This window comes from Sulfurimonas sp. SWIR-19, assembly GCF_020410885.1.
GTDB lineage: Bacteria > Campylobacterota > Campylobacteria > Campylobacterales > Sulfurimonadaceae > Sulfurimonas > Sulfurimonas sediminis.
In genome coordinates this window covers 2,033,874-2,052,085 of the sequence record NZ_CP084578.1, presented here as the reverse complement: position 1 = coordinate 2,052,085, position 18,212 = coordinate 2,033,874, and the positions used below count along the sequence as shown (strand labels likewise).

Genomic DNA, 18,212 nt, shown 5'->3' with positions numbered 1-18,212 from the left:
TTTAATCTGCTGTATTCATATCGAGCATATCAAACAGGTTTTTTGCTGATTGGTATCCGTATGCGATGTCATCTTCAAGTACTTCTCCATCTGCATCTATAATGATGAAAGCAGGAGGACCGAAAACTTTGAGTTTTGCTTTAATAGCATTGGCATCTTTGTCAGATTTATTTGTCATATCGACCATAAGCGGTATATAACTTGACTTGAGAATTTTTCTTATTTTTGCATCTTTTAACGTAGTATTTTTTAACTTTTCACATACGCGACAATGCTCGGCATGGAAATAAATGACGATTGGTTTATGCTTACGTAATGCTTCTTCTCTTTTTGATGTAAGTTCTTTCAGGTTACTGATTTTTTCAAATGGAAGTTTTGCTTCTTTCAGTGTGTTTTTTTGAGCTGCTGCTGTCATAATTGCGTGAGCTTGCTCTTGGAGCGGAAGCAAGAAATTCACATTTCCTTTTGCGGCGCCTATAAAACTGATAGTTCCCCATATAAACAGGAATACTGCTAACATTTTTTGAAACTTTTGCCAACTGCTGAATTTATCTTCATTGAAATTTAAAGCACCTAAATACACTGCGATACCTACAAAGTAAGCTCCCCATAATATAAGGCTAGGGACAAGCTGTAGTTCGGCAAACAGATAAATAGCAACACCCAGTAAAATAATACCGAAAAAATATTTAATGCCATCCATCCAAGCACCTGCTTTTGGCAGAAGATATCCTATACCCATGCCCATAAGCAGAAGTGGGATGCCCATACCAAGAGCAAGAGCAAACATTGTTTGCGCACCCAATAAAGGATCACTTGTTGCAATAGCAACACTTAAAAAGGAGATAAGTACGGGAGAAACGCATGCGCCAAGAACAAGTGCTGAAACAAGCCCTAAAAGAAAAACGGCGAAAAACTTTCCGCCTTTTAGATTATGTGTCGTTCCATTTAAACGCGATTGCAAGGAGCTTGGAAGCTGCAGTGTAAAGAGACCAAACATTGCCAGTGCCATCAGTACAAAAAGCAGACTCATTGCGCTGATTGCCCAGGTATTTTGAAAATAAGATTGAAGTTGGTCCCCTGTTGCCCCGGCAAGTGCACCCATAGCTCCATAAGTGACAGCGGTTCCCAGTACATAAGCCAAAGAGAGTTCCAAGGCTTTCAGCTTAGATATTTTCTTTCCCTCTCCGGCAATGACACTTGAGAGAATCGGAATCATAGGCAAAACACAGGGAGTAAAAGTAAGCAGTATGCCCGCAATAAATGCACCGCCAAGTATGCTGAGTGTGCTTTGTATAGAGAGTATGTCGCCTTTTGCAAAGAGAGGGAGACTAAACACTCCTAAAAGAAATAGTATGGTTGTAATATTTTGTTTTTTCATTTGTTTTCCTATATAATTATTTAGTTTATTAGCTAAATTGATTTAAGATTTTATAGTTAAAATACTTAAAGTAAAGTTAATTACCTAAATTGCTAAATAGTTATTCTTTAGATATAATGCCAATTATAATAAGAACACTAAGGTAAAATAATGCTAGATATGAATAAAAAAATACAGATTTTCAAAGCTTTAGGAAACGAAACAAGATTTAAAATTTTTAAAAATATTTTTACCGGTGGTTATGCTTGTTCAATTGATGAAACAAAACCAAAAGATGACTTAATTGCACAGGCAACATGTGTTACAAGCATTGCCGAACAGTTTGATTTTGCACTGCCTACAATTTCACGTCATTTAAAAGAGATGAAGGATGCAGACATCATTATTATGAAAAAAAATAAAAATAAAATTTATATAGAACCAAATATAAAGACGATGAAAGAGATAGCCGAATGTTTTACAAAACTTGTTAAAGAATATGAAGAGGGTGCTGTCTATCAGTTTGACAACACCAAGTAGAACTTTTTTTGCTAATCTTTCACGGGAATATATGCAAAACCTTCGTTTTGCTTATCTATAAGTCCTATGGTTGAGTTTGGTATGATTTTTACAAATTTTACTACATCTTTAGCTTCAAGATGATTTTTTGGCATAGAAGCTTTGCACATCAAAAACTCTACATCATAGGTATCTGCCATACTTGCTATTCTTTTTTGTAGCTCAGGATACGCTTCTACCAATTTTAGATTTGTGTTAAACATAGATTTTTGTATATCTTTGACAAAAAATCTATAGGCTCCGCCATGAATGACAACTGCAACTTCGAGTTCTTTTAAATTCCCCTCGTAATGTGCTTTATTGACGGCAATGCCTTTAAGTATGTTTTTTTCAAACTTTGCCATATTGCTGGTTGTTAAGTCGTAAACAACGCGTGCGGTTTCTTCGTCAGCCTGTAGTAAACCCAACAGGGCTAAAAGTAATACTATTTTTTTCATGCTCAATTCCTTTTCTTTAATGTTATCTTTGATAAGTAAAATTTATGTAAAATAAGACCATTTCATTATTAAAATGTCAGTACTTTATCACTTTGAATTACCCATTCAGAGAGTTTTTGCATTGTTGAAGATATACTTTTATCAAAGTATGGTTCATTTTTAAAAATTCCACAACGGGCATTACAGGTACCGCATACCTGCAATGAAATTCCATCTTTGTACATTGTTTGCAACATTTCTGCTAAATCATAATCATAACTATCGGGTTTGAGTGTTTTGCTGCGAGCCAAATCAACAGCATCATTCATTAGAAAAATATTTACATCTTCACCGTTTGTAAAAAGTGTTTGTGCCAAACGCAAGGCATTCCAACTTACATCAGTGCCGTCATAAGGTTGATGATTTAAGATAAGCGTAGTCATGTTACTTCTCTTTTTTTAAGATAACTTCGCCTAAGCCTGTTTTTACGGGGTAGCCTGCTTTTACCCAGCCTTTGAGTCCGCCTTTGAGTGTTGTTACATGTTTATAGCCCATTTTTCTAAGTACCTCTGCTGCCAATGCTCCTCTGCCGCCACTGCGACAGTATGTCACTATAAGCACATCAGGATCTTTAATCTTTTTTGCTACTTCCCATTCCAAATTCCCACGGGTGATAGATACAAAGTTTTCTTTGTTAAATTCATCATAAGGAATACTTCCTTCCGCTCTTTGCTCGCTTTCTCGCACATCTAAAACAATAACATCTTCACCTTCATCTAGTAAGGTTTTCAGTTGTTTTGCCGGCATCTCTCCTACAACTTTTCTGGCTTCTTTGATAAGCACCATTTTGTTTGCAATATCTGCCATGAGCAGATTTGTACTCAACAATGCAATGATTAGGAACAATTTTTTCATTGCTCTTCCTTTGTTTTGAAATAATCTAATAACTAAATGCTTAATTAGGCATTTAACTAAATAGATGAGAGTATGGTATAATTTTATAATTAAAATGTCAAGGACAAAAATGTTAGATATGCAACAAAAAATCAAGATATTCAAGGCACTGGGGAATGAAACGCGTTTTTTAATTTTTAAAAATGTTTTTACCGGTGGCTATACATGTTCGCTTGACAAAAAAGATCCGAATGTCAAAGTCAGCCCGCATGCGACCTGTGTGAGCACAATTGCGGAGCATTTTGACTTTTCTCTGCCTACAATCTCCAAACATCTCAAAGAGCTTCGTGAAGCAGGCATTATTACGATGGAAAAAAAATCAAATAAAATTTATATAGAGCCAAATATGGAAACAATCCGCGAACTCGGCAGTTGCTTCAACACTCTGGTTGAAAATTTCGATGCCAACAGAGAACTTTTTTTCAGTTAACAGGGAATGCAAAAATTATAACTTTTCAAGTTTTTTATCTCTGCTGAGATAAAAAACATCAAAATCACTGGCAACAAAACATTCTCCTTTGTAAAAGTTTTGTATCTCGTCACATACCGTCTGTGCATTGTAAGTGCTGCCCTGTGTGTATCTTGCGCTGATATGGGTTGCTATAAGGTTTTTGACATGATGTTTTTGTGCCGCTTTTCCCAGTTTTTTTGCCGTAGTGTGCAGAAACTTTGTTGGCAGGGCATCATACACTTCCTGTGTGTAGGTGCTCTCATGTACTAGCAGGTCAAGGTTGTCAAGATGTGTTCTCAAAATATCAGGCTCACTGTTGTCTCCGGCTATTATGAGGGTTCTTCCTGGTATTGGCGCAAGCATATATTTACTTGAGAGAAACTCTTTTCCTTTGTGGACAATGTTGTTTCCGCGTTTGAGTTCTCCATAGAACGCTGAGGGTTCAAGCCCTTCAAGGCGCAGCTTTTGCTCATCAAGTTTATTTGTTATGTCATGTTCGTGTATACAATAGGCAAAACTCTCTACAGAATGTACAAGTGGGAGAACTTTGAGTGAAAATTTGTCAAAGTGCAGTGTAGTACCTGCTTCTATTTCAATGATTTCGAGCCTGTAATCCAAATGTTCCTCTGAGGTGTTTGTAACACATTCCAAGAAGCGTTTTATCCCTTTTGGTCCGTAAACTGTAAGAGGGGAGAAGGCTTTGTCTAGTGTTTTTGAAGAGAGCAGTCCGGGCAGTCCGTAGTAGTGGTCGCCGTGAAGATGGGTGATAAAGATTGTGCAGAGTTTGCCGACACTGAGAGAAGTTCTGAGTATCTGATGCTGGGTAGCTTCCCCGCAGTCAAAAAGATACCATTTACTGTCCTGGTCAAATTCGAGTGCAAGTGCTGTAACATTTCTCTCTTTTGTCGGTTTCCCGGCACTTGTTCCTAAAAAAGTAAGTTTCAATGTATATTCCTGCTAATTTGTAATATAATGATTATAGTGAAATTTTATTTACATAAAGGATCCTCGGCAATGCCACTAAGAAAAAAACTAAATTTTTTTCTGTAACCCAGGAATTAGGCTAGAAAGACGCAAAGCCCGCACTAAAAGTACGGGTTCCAAAAAATCTGTTTAACTTAATGGCATTGAGGATACGCAGTAAACCTGCAGACATTGAAAAATAAACGAATTGTTGTGGTTGCTACCCTAAGTATTTAATGTATGTGGGATACATGTAAGGGAATAAATAACGATATTTGAAGCGTTGATTTAGCAAGGGACATCAAATCTTCAGGCAAAAGAGACCTCATGAAAAATGAAGTATCTTACGTCCTGCAAGAGGGGTTTACTGAAAAAGAGAGGTAAAGTACTCTTCAATATCTCCAGGAGTTCCTGAAATTGACATAAACTCACCCATGCTGAGATTCGGATAGGCAATTGCCAGATAGTATTTTGGATGTAAAATTTTTGCTGTGTCACCTTCAACCATTACCATATAAGGTAAAAATGCACTGTGTTTTTCTCCTTTTATTTCAGAAACATAATATTTTTCACCCTTTTCAGTCGGCATTGCTATTCCATAGAGCGTTGCATTTCCGGCTTCTAATGTAAAAACAATCTTATTCGCTGCATTCTTTTCCAGTTTCTCTTTGAGATTGTCACCTTTTGCAACTTCTATCATATCTTCATAATACGGCATAGCCATCATAAAGTGATACCCTGCAATGTCGTCATCGTCAAGAGCATCTTGTGAATTTTTGAGTGTGCCAAAAGCATTTGCAAGCTTGCTGTTTACTTTTTTTGCATGTGCTTTTTGAAAATCATCTTGCATGAAAGCATGTAAAAAATATTGTGGATTTGTAAGTACGAGTTCTTTGTCTTTAGTGTTTACGAGCACTTTTTGTACACCGGCAAATGCTCTGTCTTTTTTAGAAGCATCTTTTGTCAATGTAGGACATGTATAGGCTATCACATGATAATTTGGATCCTGCATAGCATCATATTCGCCAAGAACTTGTAAACCGTTTTTTGTAAGTGCTGTTTTGACATCATTTGCATTCTGAAATGCTGCATATTCATATGTACTTACTTTCTCAGCAAAAAGATTTGCTCCTATTAGCATTGTTACCAAGCCTGTTACTACTGTTTTTTTCATTTTCTCTCCGTAAATTAAATTGAAAAATATTATAATTTATTATAGTTAATAGGCACATTAATTTTAAAAAATTTGTTTAATTTGTAGAAAAAAGGGAATAAATTCAAAAAATTTAGCTCCTTTTGGATATAATCGCGTAATTTTATAAAAGAGAAACAACCATGGATATTAGAGAAGAGTATTTAAAATTTTTTGAATCAAAACAACATACAAGAGTTCCCTCAGCGCCTTTGGTGCCTGAAGATGCGACTCTGCTTTTTAACAACGCAGGCATGGTGCCTTTTAAGTCGATTTTTACGGGGGAGGTTCCTCGTCCTGAAAATCCTCGTGCCACATCCTGTCAGACTTGTATCCGTGCGGGTGGAAAACACAATGACCTTGAAAATGTCGGGCATACGGCTCGTCATCATACATTTTTTGAGATGCTGGGAAATTTCAGTTTCGGAGACTATTTCAAGGAAGAGGCAATTGCCTATGCCTGGGAGTTTATCACCGAGGTGCTGCATCTTGACAAAGACAAACTCTGGGTAACAGTGCATGAAAGCGATGATGAGGCTGAAGAAATCTGGAAAAAGCATATAGCCCCGGAACGTATTATGCGTTTGGGAGACAAAGACAATTTCTGGTCTATGGGCGATACAGGACCGTGTGGACCGTGTTCTGAAATCTTTTATGATCAGGGAGCAGAACACTTTAATGGTCCTGAAGATTATATGGGCGGTGAAGGCGACAGATTTTTGGAAATCTGGAATCTTGTTTTTATGCAGTATGAAGTCAAAGAAAAAGGCGGAGAGAGAATCCCTCTTGCACATCCGTCTATAGATACAGGCATGGGCTTAGAGCGTGTTGTAGCCATTAAAGAGGGTGCAATTTCCAATTATGGATCTTCTTTGTTTATGCCGATTATCCGGAAAGTCGAAGATTTGATAGGCAAAGAGTATGTGTACGCTACGGGTGCATCGTACCGTGTTGTAGCCGATCACATTAGAACCGCAGTCTTTTTACTCTCTCAGGGTGTGAATTTTTCTAATGAGGGACGCGGATATGTACTTCGAAGAATCCTGCGACGTGCGGTGCGTCACGGATACCTTCTTGGGTTTCGTGAGCCGTTTATGCACAAACTTGTAGATACTTTGGTTGATATTATGGGTGGAGAGTATGAGTATCTTCAGACCAAAGCAGGGGTTGTCAAAGAGCAGATAGAACTCGAAGAGGCAAGATTTTTTAAGACTATAGAATCAGGTATAGCACTTTTTAATATGGAGCTGCAAAACACTGATAAAGTATTTTCCGGAGAGGTGGCTTTTAAACTCTATGATACCTACGGTTTTCCGCTTGACTTGACAGAAGATATGCTCAAAGAAAAAAACCTTTCACTTGATACGGCAACATTTGAGAGTCTGATGAGCGAGCAGAGAAAACGTGCCAAAGCTGCCTGGAAAGGAAGTGGAGACGATGCTGTGAGCGGTGATTTTAAAGCACTGCTTGAGGAGTTTGGTGAAAACAGGTTTGTCGGATATGAAACTATGCATCATGCAAGCAAAGTACTTGCACTTTTAGATGAAAAGTATGTGCGTGTGGAAGCACTGCAAGCGGGAGAAAAAGGATGGGTGTTTTTGGATATTACACCTTTTTATGCACAAAGCGGCGGACAGTGTGGTGATATCGGAGAGCTTGAAGGCCTTGCAAAAGTAGTTGATACGAAAAAATTCTTTGGTTTGAATCTGTCGAAGATTGAGTTGCATGCCTCTCTCAAAGTCGGACAGCATGTAGATGCAAAAGTGGATATTTCCAGAAATGAGATAACAAAGCATCACTCGGCAACACACCTCTTGCATGCTGTCCTTTTTGATGTGCTTGGTGAACATATTTCACAGGCGGGTTCTTTGGTTGAGGCAAATCGTCTGCGATTTGATTTTTCTCATCCTAAAGCGCTCAGTGAAGAGGAGTTACATGTAATAGAAGAGCGTGTAAATGTTGAAATTATGCGTGCAATTCCTGCGCAAACCGAGGTACTGCCTATAGAAGAGGCAAAAAAATCAGGTGCGAAGAGCCAGTTTGGCGAAAAATACGGTGATGAGGTACGCGTTGTCAAATTTGCAGATGCTTCTGTAGAGTTTTGTGGCGGAATACATGTAGACAATACAGCAAATATCGGCTCGTTTATCATTACAAAAGAAAGCGGTGTAAGTGCCGGTGTGCGACGTATTGAAGCAGTGTGTGGCAATGCGGCGTATAAATACTTTTGTGAACAAAGAGCGCTTGTAAAAGAGGCGCAGAGTGAAGTCAAAAATCTTGATCTGCTTGCAGGAATCAGCAGGCTCAAATCAAATATAGCTACATTGAAAGATGAACTTAAAGAGGCATGCGAAGCTGCAAAAGTTGAAATAAAAGCGGATGAGATAAACGGTGTGTCGGTAGTTGTGGATGAACTGCCTAACGGGGATATCAAAGAAAAGATAGATGAGCTGAAAAATCAAAATGAGAAACTCTGTGCAATGCTTTTTCAAGTCAAAGGTGACAAGGTTCTCATAGCTGCAGGTGTCAAAGGATGCGAGGCAAAAGCGGGTGATTGGATCAAAAAAATAGCACCGCTTCTTGGCGGAGGCGGAGGCGGTCGTCCTGATTTTGCCCAAGCCGGAGGAAAAGATGCTTCAAAACTGCCTGAGGCAAAAGAAGCAGCACTGAAATTTATTACAGAGGTACTGGATTGATGAAAGATTTTATGATAGAACTTTTTGCAGATTATAGAACACAGATAGTCTTCTTACATGTAATCTCCGCTGTTGTATGGGTTGGAGGGATGATTGCCATGAAATTTGCAGCGCATCCTTCGTTTATACAGATTGAATCACCACTGCACAGACTCGAGCGAATTTCGCAGGCACTCAACAGACTCTTTATGATTGTTTTACCTTTTGTTGTTATACTTATTGTTACAGCGGTCATCATGGCTGTGGGGCTTGGTTTTCGTGCGGCTGCCGTTGATGCAGGCGGCAATGTGATAGATGAATATGCGATGCATATATATAATCTGGTACATGTAAAAGAGGTGATTTGGATGATTATGGCGGCTAATCTTACGGCTATGATTTTCAGACGCAACAAAGCACAGAAACTTTTGGCCAAAGGTGATACGGCAGGTGCAAAAAAAGCTTTAGAGCTTATTGGAAAATATATGGTTCCCGTCAATATTACGCTCGGAATTATTGCAATTTATCTGGGAGTGACTCTGCGAAATGCGTATTAGACTCTGTTCGTTATCTCAGACACGCGCCATGCTTTTAGAAAAAGCCGGCATTGATTTTATTCAAGAGAGTGTTGATTTTGATGAAGAGAGCATTGTCGCAAATAGCCCGAAAAACTTTGTTTATCAGGCAACTCTAGGCAAGTATGCAGCAAATCTCAAAGTATTTGGCTGTGAAGAGTATCCGCTTTTGGTAGCCGATACTGTTGTCACAAGCCAGGGACATATTTTAAGAAAAGCACGCTGCAAAGATGATGCCCGTAATATTTTATATACGCAGAGTGGAAATATTACGAGTATCATCACATGTATGATATACCATTCAAAAAATCAAAAAATCATAGATATTTCAAAGACAGACTACCTGTTTGAACCATTTAATACAGAGGATTTGGAACATTACCTGGAGAGCGGAGAGTGGCGAGGCAAGGCTGGTGCCTGTATGGTAGAAGGATTTTGCAAGCCTTACATCAAAGAGGTCAGAGGCTATGAGAGTACGGCAATGGGACTTTGTGTCGAAGTGTTAGAGACTTTTATGGAGAAAAACTGATGTATTTTTATAAAAGATACAGTTTTTTCATTAATATACTGCTGGCATATCTCTTTGTACTCTTTGTAACAATAAAATTAAGTCTGGTCTGGAATGTTACTCTTGTCACACTTTTGTTTATGAGTATCAGTATTTTGTTTTATCGCTATGCCAAGCAAAAACACTATTATAAAAGTATCATTGACAACTCTACAAATATTGTCATTGTCAGCAATGAAAAAAAGCTTGTTTCTGCAAACAGAACTTTTTTTAAATATTTCAAAGGCTATAAAAATATAGAAGAGTTCTCCCAAAAACATCATTGTATATGTGAATTTTTTGAAGAAGAAGAGGGGTATATCGGCGCTGTAAACAATGGTCTGGGTTGGATAGAATATATTGTCAAAAATTCTGAGGTATATCACAAAACAAAAGTAAAAATTTATGACAAAGAGTACTATTTTGCCATTTCTGCTTCGGTTCTTGACAAAAAAGACAATCTGTACGGGATTATACTTTCTGATATAACCGAACAGGAAAACTATAAAAAGGAGTTGGAGATTCTGGCTGTAAAAGATTCACTGACAAAGATCGGCAACCGACGTTTTTTTCATAAAAAACTTGATGAACAGATTCTGTTGACACAACGCTATCACCATCCGTTTTCACTGATTATTTTTGACATAGATTTTTTTAAAAAAGTCAATGACAACTACGGGCATGATATAGGCGATAAAGTACTGGTAGAGTATACAAGGTATATTACATCGATGCTGCGCGATACAGATATCTTCTGTAGAATTGGCGGAGAAGAGTTTATAGTGATCTTGCCAAATACCACAAAAGACAAAGCTTATGCTCTGGCACAAAAGATAAGAGAAAGTGTCGAAAAATACAAAGCTGTCCTGCCAATTACCATGAGCTTTGGTGTTGCAGAATATGAAAAAGGCGATGATGACATTTCTCTGTATAAAAGAGTCGATTTGGCTCTTTACAAAGCAAAAGAAACAGGGAGAAACAAGGTAGTTCTTGGATGAATTTTTATGAAAAAGAGCTCAAAGCTCTTCAAAGAGCAGGGCGTTATCGGACACGTGAAATTGTTGACAACACCGTGCACGATTTTGCTTCAAATGACTATTTGGGACTTTCGCACAACAAAGAACTCCATGCGCTTACATGTAAAGAATTAGCAGAATATCCGCTCAACAATGCCAAGGCATCTATGCTGATAAACGGCTATCATCAGATACACAAAGATTTTGAAGAGGCTTTATGTGAAGCAAACGGCTTTGCGGCAGGAATTGTGCTTGGAAGCGGATTTAATGCAAATATTGCCTTGATTGAATCGCTTGTCCGCCGTGGTGATACACTGTTTATGGATGAACTTTATCATGCCTCGGGTGTACTTGCTTCACAGCTTCACAACATAAATGTGGTTTTTTTCAAACATAATGATATGCAGGAGTTGCAAAGTTTACTGCAAAACTCCAATGCCAGACGAAAAATTGTTGCCGTTGAGGGTATTTACTCGATGGACGGCGATTTGTGCGCAAAAGAGGTTTTTGATATATGTGACGAAGAAGAGGCTCTTTTAATCGTTGATGAAGCCCACAGCAGCGGGGTTATCGGAAAAAACCTCATGGGCATTTTTGATTATTATGACATAAAGATAAAAGAGAACTACATTAAAATGGGAACGCTTGGCAAAGCCTATGGAAGTTTTGGCGCCTTTATACTCTCATCTGAGCATGTATCGCAGTACCTCTTAAACCGCGCAAAACCGATTGTATATGCAACGGCGCTCTCTTTGTATGATACACTCCTGGCGCATAAGGGATTGCAGTATATTTTGCAAAACAGTGAAACATTGAAAAAAGAGATAACGCTGCATCAGACAATAGTCTCACAGGAGTTGGGCTTACATGTAAAGGGTTTAATTGTGCCTGTACGTATAGGAGACAATAAAAAGGTAATAGATATTAAAAACAGGCTCTTGAAATCCGGTTACAGTGTAGGGGCGATACGCCAGCCTACGGTTGCCTCTGCAATAATTCGCCTGATTGCAAGACTCGGTGAAAAGAGTGAGACACTCAGACTGGTTTGCAAAGAGTTGGCAGGAATGCAGTCATGAAAATGTCCAAACTCAAAATTATCTACAAAAACAAAGCCCTGGTGGATATCTCCTTTGATATTTCCTCTTCATTGGCACTAATAGGGCAAAGCGGCAGTGGAAAAAGTCTGACAATCAAGGCGCTTCTCGGGATGCTGCCCAAAGAGATGACAGTAGAGCTTGAAGACAATTTTGATTTTGAACTCATAGCAGGAAAAACACTCTCTTTTGTGCCGCAGAATCCTTTTACGGCACTCTCTCCGCTGACAAAAATCAAAAAACAGTTTTTCAGTGAGCCAAAAAGAGTCAGGGAACTTTTTGATGAAGTCGGTCTGCATTACGATTTGCTTGAACGCTTCGCACCTGAACTCTCAGGCGGACAACTTCAGCGTGTTGTCATTGCAATTGCGTTAGAATCAAAACCGAAGTTACTTTTACTTGATGAACCGACAACCGCACTTGATCCCCAGACAAAAGAGGTAATACTTCAGCTTTTGAAAAAGTTGCAAAAAAAAGAGCAGTTTCAAATGCTCTTTGTGACACATGATATAGCTTCTGCCAAGGCACTGTGTGAAGATGTTGCTATTATAAAAAACGGAAGAATAGTTGAAAGCGGAAAGATGCGTGATATAACAGACAATCCGCAAGAAGAGTATACAAAAATATTAATAGAGGCCAGTTTTGCCAACAGGAAATTCAGAACATGAAAAAACTACTCAAAAGAACATTCGTCACAGTACTGATTTTAGGATTTTTCTCACCCTTTATAATTCTTGGCTATTACCTGGTAAGCTATGATTATGACATATCCTCTTTGGTGGACTACAAACCAAAGCAGACAAGTAGAATATATGACAAAAACGGAGAGAAAATAGCAAATATTTTTGATAAACAGCATAGATATTATGCCTCTTTTAATGAGATTCCTCCAAGGGTGATTGAAGCACTTGTTGCCATCGAAGATACAACTTTTTTTGAACATTCCGGTGTAAATTTTGATGCAATATTTCGGGCAGTTATAAAAGACATCAAAGCGGGAAAAATGGTTGAGGGTGCGAGTACGATTACGCAACAATTGGTGAAAAACAAGCTTTTGACACGAGAAAAGAAACTTTCAAGAAAGATAAAAGAGCTGATATACTCTTTTAAACTTGAAAATGCACTGACAAAAGAGCAGATTCTGGAGCGCTATTTAAATGAGATCTATTTCGGGCATGGATATTATGGCATCAAAACAGCTGCAGACGGGTATTTTCACAAGAAGCTCTCTGACTTGACACTCAAAGAGATAGCAATACTTGTCGGTCTGCCAAAAGCACCAAGTACCTATGCCCCTACAAAAAACTATGATATTTCCATGGGCCGAGCCAATCGCGTCATTACAAGAATGCATACACTTGGCTGGATAGACGACGCAACATACCAAAAGGCTTTGAGTGAAAATCCGGTCGTATATAATGATACACTGACACAAAACAGAGCCCCTTTTGTTGTGGATGAAGTTGCAAGAAGATTCAGAAATATGGGAATTGACGACTTAAAAACAGGTGGATATGAAATATATACAACGATTGATTTGAAACTGCAGGATATTGGAAGAAAATCACTGCAGTATGCATATAACAAAGCTTTAGGGAGAATTCAAAAATACAAAGAAAAAGAGGCACTGGAAAAAGAAGACGAAAGCTTTAAAGTCCAGGATGTCAATGTGTCACAGCTTAACGGTGCTTTGGTCTCTCTTGATTCCAAAACAGGGGATATCTTGGCACTGCTTGGGAGTGTAGATTATAAAAAAAGCTCTTATAATCGTGCTACTCAGGGCAGGCGCCAGCCCGGTTCTGCTTTTAAGCCTTTTATCTATCAGGTAGCTATTGATTTGGGCTATTCGGGTGCTACAAAACTTGTTGATATTGCCCAGACATATGCTTATGAAAAAAATGGCGAGGAGATGAAATGGCAGCCTAAAAACTATGAAAAAAACTATAAAGGCCTCATTACTCTCAGAGAAGCGCTTATTCATTCACGCAATCTGGCGACTATCAATCTTGTCAATGATATAGGACTTTCGCAACTCTTACGGGAACTGAAAAAATTTCATATTAAAAACCTGCCAAACGATCTCTCTATCGCTCTTGGAACCATGTCAATGTCACCGCTTGAACTTGCACAGTATTATACGTCATTTTCAAACTACGGGATTCAGGTAAAGCCTCACTTGATTACAAGTATTGACCAGGGGGGCAGTACTGTTTATAAAAAAGAGGATGTTTCTTATTATGTAACAGCTCCGACTCAGGCTTATATAATGACGACGATACTGCGTGATGTTGTCACAAGAGGAACAGGACGAAGAGCAAGGGTGCGAGGCATAGAAGTTGCCGGAAAGACAGGAACAACAAATAACAATATAGATGCCTGGTTTGCCGGCTATTCCCCTACTGTTGAGACGGTTGTCTGGTTCGGAAATGATGACAATACTCCGATGTATCACAAAGAGACTGGAGGACGGGTTTCGGGTCCTGCTTTTGCTTATTATTTTAGAAATCTTTTGAAACTCTATCCGCAGATAAAGCGGAAATTTGATGTGCCTGAGGGAATTATAGAAGTGAAAATTAATGGAAAAAAAGAGTATTTCAGTAATATTTCAAAACCGCCACGAAGTGACTACAGTGATGAAACAGAATCTGAATTACTCTTTTAAAAAGTCTTAGTCAAAAGTTCTGTTTAAAGCACAGAACATGGCTTTAATTGAGGCTACCGTGATGTCGTTGTCTATTCCGACACCAAAACGTGAGAGTACCTCTTTTGTTTGAATCTCTATGTATGCTACTGCCTGTGCACTGCTTTTGTCACCACAGGAGTGTTCCGAGTATGACTTAACAGTAAAATCATTTTTGTACTTTTGCATCAGTGCATTTTTACAGGCATCAATCGGTCCGTTGCCTTCGCCCTCAGATGTAATGACATCTCCATTGTATTTGTATGTCAAGCTGCATGTAGCCTTCCCGTTATCCGAAGAGAGTGTAAAATCTACAAAAGAGATATGCTCTTCAATATTGAAATAGGTGTTCTTAAAAACTTCCAATATCTCTTCGGGTTCCAACTCTCTGCCTTTTTCATCACTTAAAGCCTGTACTGCACGGCCTATTTCAGGGTGCATTGCTTTTGGCAGATGGTAGCCGTAATTGTGTTCGAGTATATAAGCCACTCCGCCTTTGCCTGATTGTGAGTTGATGCGGATGATACTTTCATACGTCCGTCCAACATCGGCAGGGTCTATCGGCAAATAAGGCACTTCCCAAAAAGGGTCCTCTTTTGCCTGCTGGTAGGCAAGCCCTTTGTTGATGGCATCCTGATGCGAGCCGGAAAATGCCGTATAGACAAGTTCTCCGACATAGGGATGTCTTGGGTGTGTCGGCAGTTCTGTACATGTCTCGACAACTCGCACCACTTCGTTGATATCCGAAAAATCAAGCCCTGTATCAATACCCTGTGAGGTCATGTTTAAGGCAAGGGTAATGATGTCTACATTGCCTGTTCGCTCACCATTACTTAAAAGTGTTCCCTCAACTCTGTCGGCACCTGCTAAAAGCGCCAACTCTGTTGCTGCGATGGAAGTGCCTCTGTCATTATGCGTATGGGTTGAGATGATGACATTTTCACGATTGTCCAGGTGTCTGCTCATCCATTCTATCTGGTCTGCATATATGTTAGGTGTAGCCATCTCTACTGTTGCAGGAAGGTTGATAATGACCTTTCTGTTTTCGTCTATTCCCCAGCGAGCTGTTACGGCATTGGAAATCCGTGCCGCAAAATCCAGCTCTGTTCCGGTAAAACTCTCAGGAGAATACTCTAAAAAGATTTCTCCATTGTGGTTTGCCTCATATTTTTTGACCAAATCAACACCTTGGAGTGCAAGGTCTATTATCTCATCCTGTGTTTTTGAAAAAACTATTTTTCTTTGTGCAACAGAAGTGGAATTATACAAATGAACGGTCGCTTTTTTCACACCTTCCAGGGCTTCAAAAGTTTTGGCAATCAAATGTTCTCTTGCCTGCACAAGTACCTGAATCGTTACATCATCAGGAATCAAGTTGTCATCAACCAGTTTGCGTAAAAAATCAAATTCTATTTTTGAAGCAGATGGAAAACCGACTTCTATTTCTTTGAAACCGAGTTTGAGTAAGAGTGCAAATAATTCAAGTTTTTTCTTCATGTCCATCGGGTTGATCAGTGCCTGATTGCCATCACGTAAATCAACACTGCACCAGATAGGCGCTTTTGTTATTGTATTGTCCGGCCATGTTCTGTCGGGTAAGTCTATTTTTGGATACGGTTTATATTTGCCTTTAGGAATATTCTTCATAAAGAATCCTTTTTTCTTGAATTATTTAATAGCTGCACTCTTATACAGGACTATTATGTTTGCAATTATATCGAATTTTTGATTTAATGGGCTTTTATTTGGAACCCATCCTTTAGGGTGGGCTGAGAGTGTCATGAAAGTAGCAACAGTCGGCACTGAAGTACCGATTCCGAGCAGAGGGGTGTTGCTTTTTGGAACCCATCCTTTAGGGTGGGCTGAGAGTGTCATGAAAGTAGCAACAGTCGGCACTGAAGTACCGATTCCGAGCAGAGGGGTGTTGCTTTTTGGAACCCATCCTTTAGGGTGGGCTGAGAGTGTCATAAAAGTAGCAACAGTCGGCACTGAAGTACCGATTCCGAGCAGAGGGGTGTTGCTTTTTGGAACCCATCCTTTCTATGCTAAAGCATGACTTGTGAAAAAAACTAAATTTTTTTCTGTAGGGTGGGCTGAGAGTGTCATGAAAGTAGCAACAGTCGGCACTGAAGTACCGATTCCGAAAAAGCTTAGAACATATAGCCTAAGCTAAAGTTCTTAGCACTGGTAGGTAGTTTTGAACTCGTATGCAGTCGGGCGACCTTCATCCGGCCATACATCACGCTCAAATTTATAGTGCTGGTATGCGTCTATAAATTCAGATGTAAATACCGGCTTTAAGAACTCGTTGTCCGCTATAAGACCTTCTAATGCTTCACGAAGTGTGTGTGGCATTTGTGGAATATTTTTTTCACGAATCTCATCAAGAGAAAGTTCAAACAGATCTTCATCCATTGGACCAACAGGAATTGTAGCGTGTTTGATACCGTCTAGTCCTGCCATCATCATTACGGCAAAAGCAAGGTAAGGACAAGATGAAGAGTCCGGGAATCTCATTTCAATACGAGTTGCTTTTTCACCTGCACCATACGGAATACGACAGGCTGCTGAACGGTTTTGAGAAGAGTAAGTCAAAATGCTTGGTGCTTCAAACCCGGGAATAAGACGTTTGTATGAGTTTGTTGACGGGTTTGTAAATGCAGCAACTGCAGCAGCATGTTTGAAGATACCACCTGCATAATGAATTGCCATTTCACTTAAATTTCCGTAGTTTCCTTCTTGGTAGAAAAGGTTTTTGCCTTTTTTCCAGAGTGACTGGTGAACATGCATTCCGTTTCCGTTGTCACCATACAATGGTTTTGGCATAAATGTAGCAGTTTTACCGTTGAGGTGTGCTACCATTTTTACAACATATTTGTATTTTTGAACATTGTCACCAGCTGTGATGATGTCACCGAAAACGATGCCGATTTCACCTTGACCCTGGGCAACTTCGTGGTGTCCAAGAACAACTTCAAGACCAACCTGCTCTAACACCTGCATCATTTCAGCACGCATATCTACCATAGAATCTGTCGGTGCTACAGGAAAGTAACCGCCTTTTGTTCCCGGTCTGTGACCTGTATTGTACATTTCGTCATATCCGGTGTTTGAATTCCATTCACCCTCTTCTGTGTCTACTTTGAATCCCATTTCATTGATGTTGTCAACAAATTTGACATCATCAAAGATGAAAAATTCATTTTCCGGACCAAAGTATGCAGCATCAGCTATTCCGATCTCTTCGGCATATTTGAGTGCTTTTTTGGCGATTGAACGAGGACATCTTTCATACAGTTCATTTTTGTAAATGTCATATACATCACAGATAAGAATCACAGTAGGATCAGCAGTAAAAGGATCAAGAAATGCCGTCGGAACATCTGCTTTTAAAAGCATATCTGATTTGTTGATCGGTTGCCAGTTTTCGACAGAAGAACCGTCAAACGGGAAACCGTTTTCTAAATTTTCTGCATTAACTGCACTGTAACGGTATGTAAGGTGGTGCCATGAACCTTTAATATCACTAAATCTCAAATCTACAAATTGTACATCATTTTCATTACAAAATGTAAAGAACTCTTCTATGTTATTAACGAATTTTCCCATTAATTATCTCCTGAATTTTATCTGCATGTAGTATATCTTATTAAAACAAATTTATAACTTTTAGAATGATGAAAATATAATCAATTTCTCAGATTTGTTTC

General features: G+C 39.1%; 18 protein-coding genes. 10 read left to right on the top strand and 8 right to left on the bottom strand.

Going from position 1 to position 18,212, the window contains the following annotated elements:
* Position 1: 1 nt before the first annotated feature.
* Positions 2-1,381 carry a protein-disulfide reductase DsbD family protein gene (locus LCX93_RS10700; protein WP_226066264.1) on the bottom strand — a complete coding sequence of 460 codons (1,380 nt, stop codon included), beginning with the start codon at positions 1,379-1,381 and terminating at the stop codon, positions 2-4.
* A 150-nt stretch (positions 1,382-1,531) separates the two neighbouring features.
* Here LCX93_RS10700 and LCX93_RS10695 point away from each other — a divergent pair, with 150 nt between their 5' ends.
* Positions 1,532-1,900 (top strand): ArsR/SmtB family transcription factor, encoded by a 369-nt coding sequence (locus LCX93_RS10695; protein WP_226066263.1) that lies wholly within the window; start codon positions 1,532-1,534, stop codon positions 1,898-1,900.
* An 11-nt stretch (positions 1,901-1,911) separates the two neighbouring features.
* Here the strand turns inward: LCX93_RS10695 and LCX93_RS10690 are convergent, their stop codons facing one another.
* The 3 genes from LCX93_RS10690 to LCX93_RS10680 form a co-directional block, all read right to left on the bottom strand.
* Positions 1,912-2,376, bottom strand: a complete 465-nt coding sequence (locus LCX93_RS10690) for a DsrE family protein (RefSeq protein WP_226066262.1) — start codon at positions 2,374-2,376, stop codon at positions 1,912-1,914.
* Between the two features lie 68 nt (positions 2,377-2,444).
* Positions 2,445-2,798 carry a DsrE/DsrF/TusD sulfur relay family protein gene (locus LCX93_RS10685; protein ID WP_226066261.1) on the bottom strand — a complete coding sequence of 118 codons (354 nt, stop codon included), beginning with the start codon at positions 2,796-2,798 and terminating at the stop codon, positions 2,445-2,447.
* 1 nt (position 2,799) lies between these two features.
* Complete coding sequence (locus LCX93_RS10680; protein WP_226066260.1) at positions 2,800-3,270, bottom strand: rhodanese-like domain-containing protein; 471 nt, start codon at positions 3,268-3,270, stop codon at positions 2,800-2,802.
* Between the two features lie 109 nt (positions 3,271-3,379).
* Here LCX93_RS10680 and LCX93_RS10675 point away from each other — a divergent pair, with 109 nt between their 5' ends.
* Positions 3,380-3,739 (top strand): ArsR/SmtB family transcription factor, encoded by a 360-nt coding sequence (locus LCX93_RS10675; RefSeq protein ID WP_193150528.1) that lies wholly within the window; start codon positions 3,380-3,382, stop codon positions 3,737-3,739.
* A 15-nt stretch (positions 3,740-3,754) separates the two neighbouring features.
* Here the strand turns inward: LCX93_RS10675 and LCX93_RS10670 are convergent, their stop codons facing one another.
* Positions 3,755-4,705 (bottom strand): ribonuclease Z, encoded by a 951-nt coding sequence (locus LCX93_RS10670; RefSeq protein ID WP_226066259.1) that lies wholly within the window; start codon positions 4,703-4,705, stop codon positions 3,755-3,757.
* Positions 4,706-5,087: 382 nt separating this feature from the next.
* On the bottom strand, positions 5,088-5,897 hold the full coding sequence (locus tag LCX93_RS10665; protein ID WP_226066258.1) for a hypothetical protein: 810 nt from the start codon (positions 5,895-5,897) through the stop codon (positions 5,088-5,090).
* 161 nt (positions 5,898-6,058) lie between these two features.
* Between LCX93_RS10665 and alaS the strand changes: the two genes are divergently transcribed.
* From alaS to LCX93_RS10630, 7 genes are read left to right on the top strand one after another with little or no spacing between them, the layout of a single operon-like run.
* A complete protein-coding gene (gene alaS / locus LCX93_RS10660) occupies positions 6,059-8,611 on the top strand; it encodes an alanine--tRNA ligase (RefSeq protein ID WP_226066257.1) in 2,553 nt (850 codons plus the stop codon).
* A complete protein-coding gene (locus LCX93_RS10655) occupies positions 8,611-9,147 on the top strand; it encodes a hypothetical protein (protein ID WP_226066256.1) in 537 nt (178 codons plus the stop codon). The genes alaS and LCX93_RS10655 overlap by 1 nt, the downstream gene beginning before the upstream one ends.
* The gene (gene maf, locus LCX93_RS10650) at positions 9,137-9,694 is read left to right on the top strand and encodes a septum formation inhibitor Maf (protein WP_226066255.1); all 558 of its coding nucleotides are present in this window, start codon (positions 9,137-9,139) and stop codon (positions 9,692-9,694) included. Before LCX93_RS10655 ends, maf begins: the two co-directional genes overlap by 11 nt.
* Positions 9,694-10,710, top strand: coding sequence for a GGDEF domain-containing protein (locus LCX93_RS10645; RefSeq protein ID WP_226066254.1), 1,017 nt, complete (start codon positions 9,694-9,696; stop codon positions 10,708-10,710). The genes maf and LCX93_RS10645 overlap by 1 nt, the downstream gene beginning before the upstream one ends.
* A complete protein-coding gene (locus LCX93_RS10640; protein WP_226066253.1) occupies positions 10,707-11,804 on the top strand; it encodes an aminotransferase class I/II-fold pyridoxal phosphate-dependent enzyme in 1,098 nt (365 codons plus the stop codon). Before LCX93_RS10645 ends, LCX93_RS10640 begins: the two co-directional genes overlap by 4 nt.
* The gene (locus tag LCX93_RS10635; protein ID WP_226066252.1) at positions 11,801-12,490 is read left to right on the top strand and encodes an ABC transporter ATP-binding protein; all 690 of its coding nucleotides are present in this window, start codon (positions 11,801-11,803) and stop codon (positions 12,488-12,490) included. Before LCX93_RS10640 ends, LCX93_RS10635 begins: the two co-directional genes overlap by 4 nt.
* Entirely contained in the window at positions 12,487-14,484 is a 1,998-nt protein-coding gene (locus LCX93_RS10630) for a penicillin-binding protein 1A (RefSeq protein ID WP_226066251.1), read from the top strand. The genes LCX93_RS10635 and LCX93_RS10630 overlap by 4 nt, the downstream gene beginning before the upstream one ends.
* A 6-nt stretch (positions 14,485-14,490) precedes the next feature.
* Here the strand turns inward: LCX93_RS10630 and leuA are convergent, their stop codons facing one another.
* Positions 14,491-16,149, bottom strand: a complete 1,659-nt coding sequence (leuA, locus tag LCX93_RS10625; RefSeq protein WP_226066250.1) for a 2-isopropylmalate synthase — start codon at positions 16,147-16,149, stop codon at positions 14,491-14,493.
* A gap of 133 nt (positions 16,150-16,282) precedes the next feature.
* Between leuA and LCX93_RS10620 the strand changes: the two genes are divergently transcribed.
* A complete protein-coding gene (locus tag LCX93_RS10620; RefSeq protein ID WP_226066249.1) occupies positions 16,283-16,558 on the top strand; it encodes a hypothetical protein in 276 nt (91 codons plus the stop codon).
* 122 nt (positions 16,559-16,680) lie between these two features.
* On the opposite strand, the gene glnA is transcribed toward LCX93_RS10620, so the two are convergent.
* Positions 16,681-18,111, bottom strand: a complete 1,431-nt coding sequence (gene glnA, locus LCX93_RS10615) for a type I glutamate--ammonia ligase (RefSeq protein WP_226066248.1) — start codon at positions 18,109-18,111, stop codon at positions 16,681-16,683.
* Positions 18,112-18,212 lie beyond the last annotated feature (101 nt).

Coding starts and splice junctions, on each gene's coding strand:
- LCX93_RS10700 (WP_226066264.1), bottom strand. CDS start 1,381: ATGAAAAAACAAAATATTACAACCATACTATTTCTTTTAGGAGTGTTT.
- LCX93_RS10695 (WP_226066263.1), top strand. CDS start 1,532: ATGCTAGATATGAATAAAAAAATACAGATTTTCAAAGCTTTAGGAAAC.
- LCX93_RS10690 (WP_226066262.1), bottom strand. CDS start 2,376: ATGAAAAAAATAGTATTACTTTTAGCCCTGTTGGGTTTACTACAGGCT.
- LCX93_RS10685 (WP_226066261.1), bottom strand. CDS start 2,798: ATGACTACGCTTATCTTAAATCATCAACCTTATGACGGCACTGATGTA.
- LCX93_RS10680 (WP_226066260.1), bottom strand. CDS start 3,270: ATGAAAAAATTGTTCCTAATCATTGCATTGTTGAGTACAAATCTGCTC.
- LCX93_RS10675 (WP_193150528.1), top strand. CDS start 3,380: ATGTTAGATATGCAACAAAAAATCAAGATATTCAAGGCACTGGGGAAT.
- LCX93_RS10665 (WP_226066258.1), bottom strand. CDS start 5,897: ATGAAAAAAACAGTAGTAACAGGCTTGGTAACAATGCTAATAGGAGCA.
- alaS (WP_226066257.1), top strand. CDS start 6,059: ATGGATATTAGAGAAGAGTATTTAAAATTTTTTGAATCAAAACAACAT.
- LCX93_RS10655 (WP_226066256.1), top strand. CDS start 8,611: ATGAAAGATTTTATGATAGAACTTTTTGCAGATTATAGAACACAGATA.
- maf (WP_226066255.1), top strand. CDS start 9,137: ATGCGTATTAGACTCTGTTCGTTATCTCAGACACGCGCCATGCTTTTA.
- LCX93_RS10645 (WP_226066254.1), top strand. CDS start 9,694: ATGTATTTTTATAAAAGATACAGTTTTTTCATTAATATACTGCTGGCA.
- LCX93_RS10640 (WP_226066253.1), top strand. CDS start 10,707: ATGAATTTTTATGAAAAAGAGCTCAAAGCTCTTCAAAGAGCAGGGCGT.
- LCX93_RS10635 (WP_226066252.1), top strand. CDS start 11,801: ATGAAAATGTCCAAACTCAAAATTATCTACAAAAACAAAGCCCTGGTG.
- LCX93_RS10630 (WP_226066251.1), top strand. CDS start 12,487: ATGAAAAAACTACTCAAAAGAACATTCGTCACAGTACTGATTTTAGGA.
- leuA (WP_226066250.1), bottom strand. CDS start 16,149: ATGAAGAATATTCCTAAAGGCAAATATAAACCGTATCCAAAAATAGAC.
- LCX93_RS10620 (WP_226066249.1), top strand. CDS start 16,283: ATGAAAGTAGCAACAGTCGGCACTGAAGTACCGATTCCGAGCAGAGGG.
- glnA (WP_226066248.1), bottom strand. CDS start 18,111: ATGGGAAAATTCGTTAATAACATAGAAGAGTTCTTTACATTTTGTAAT.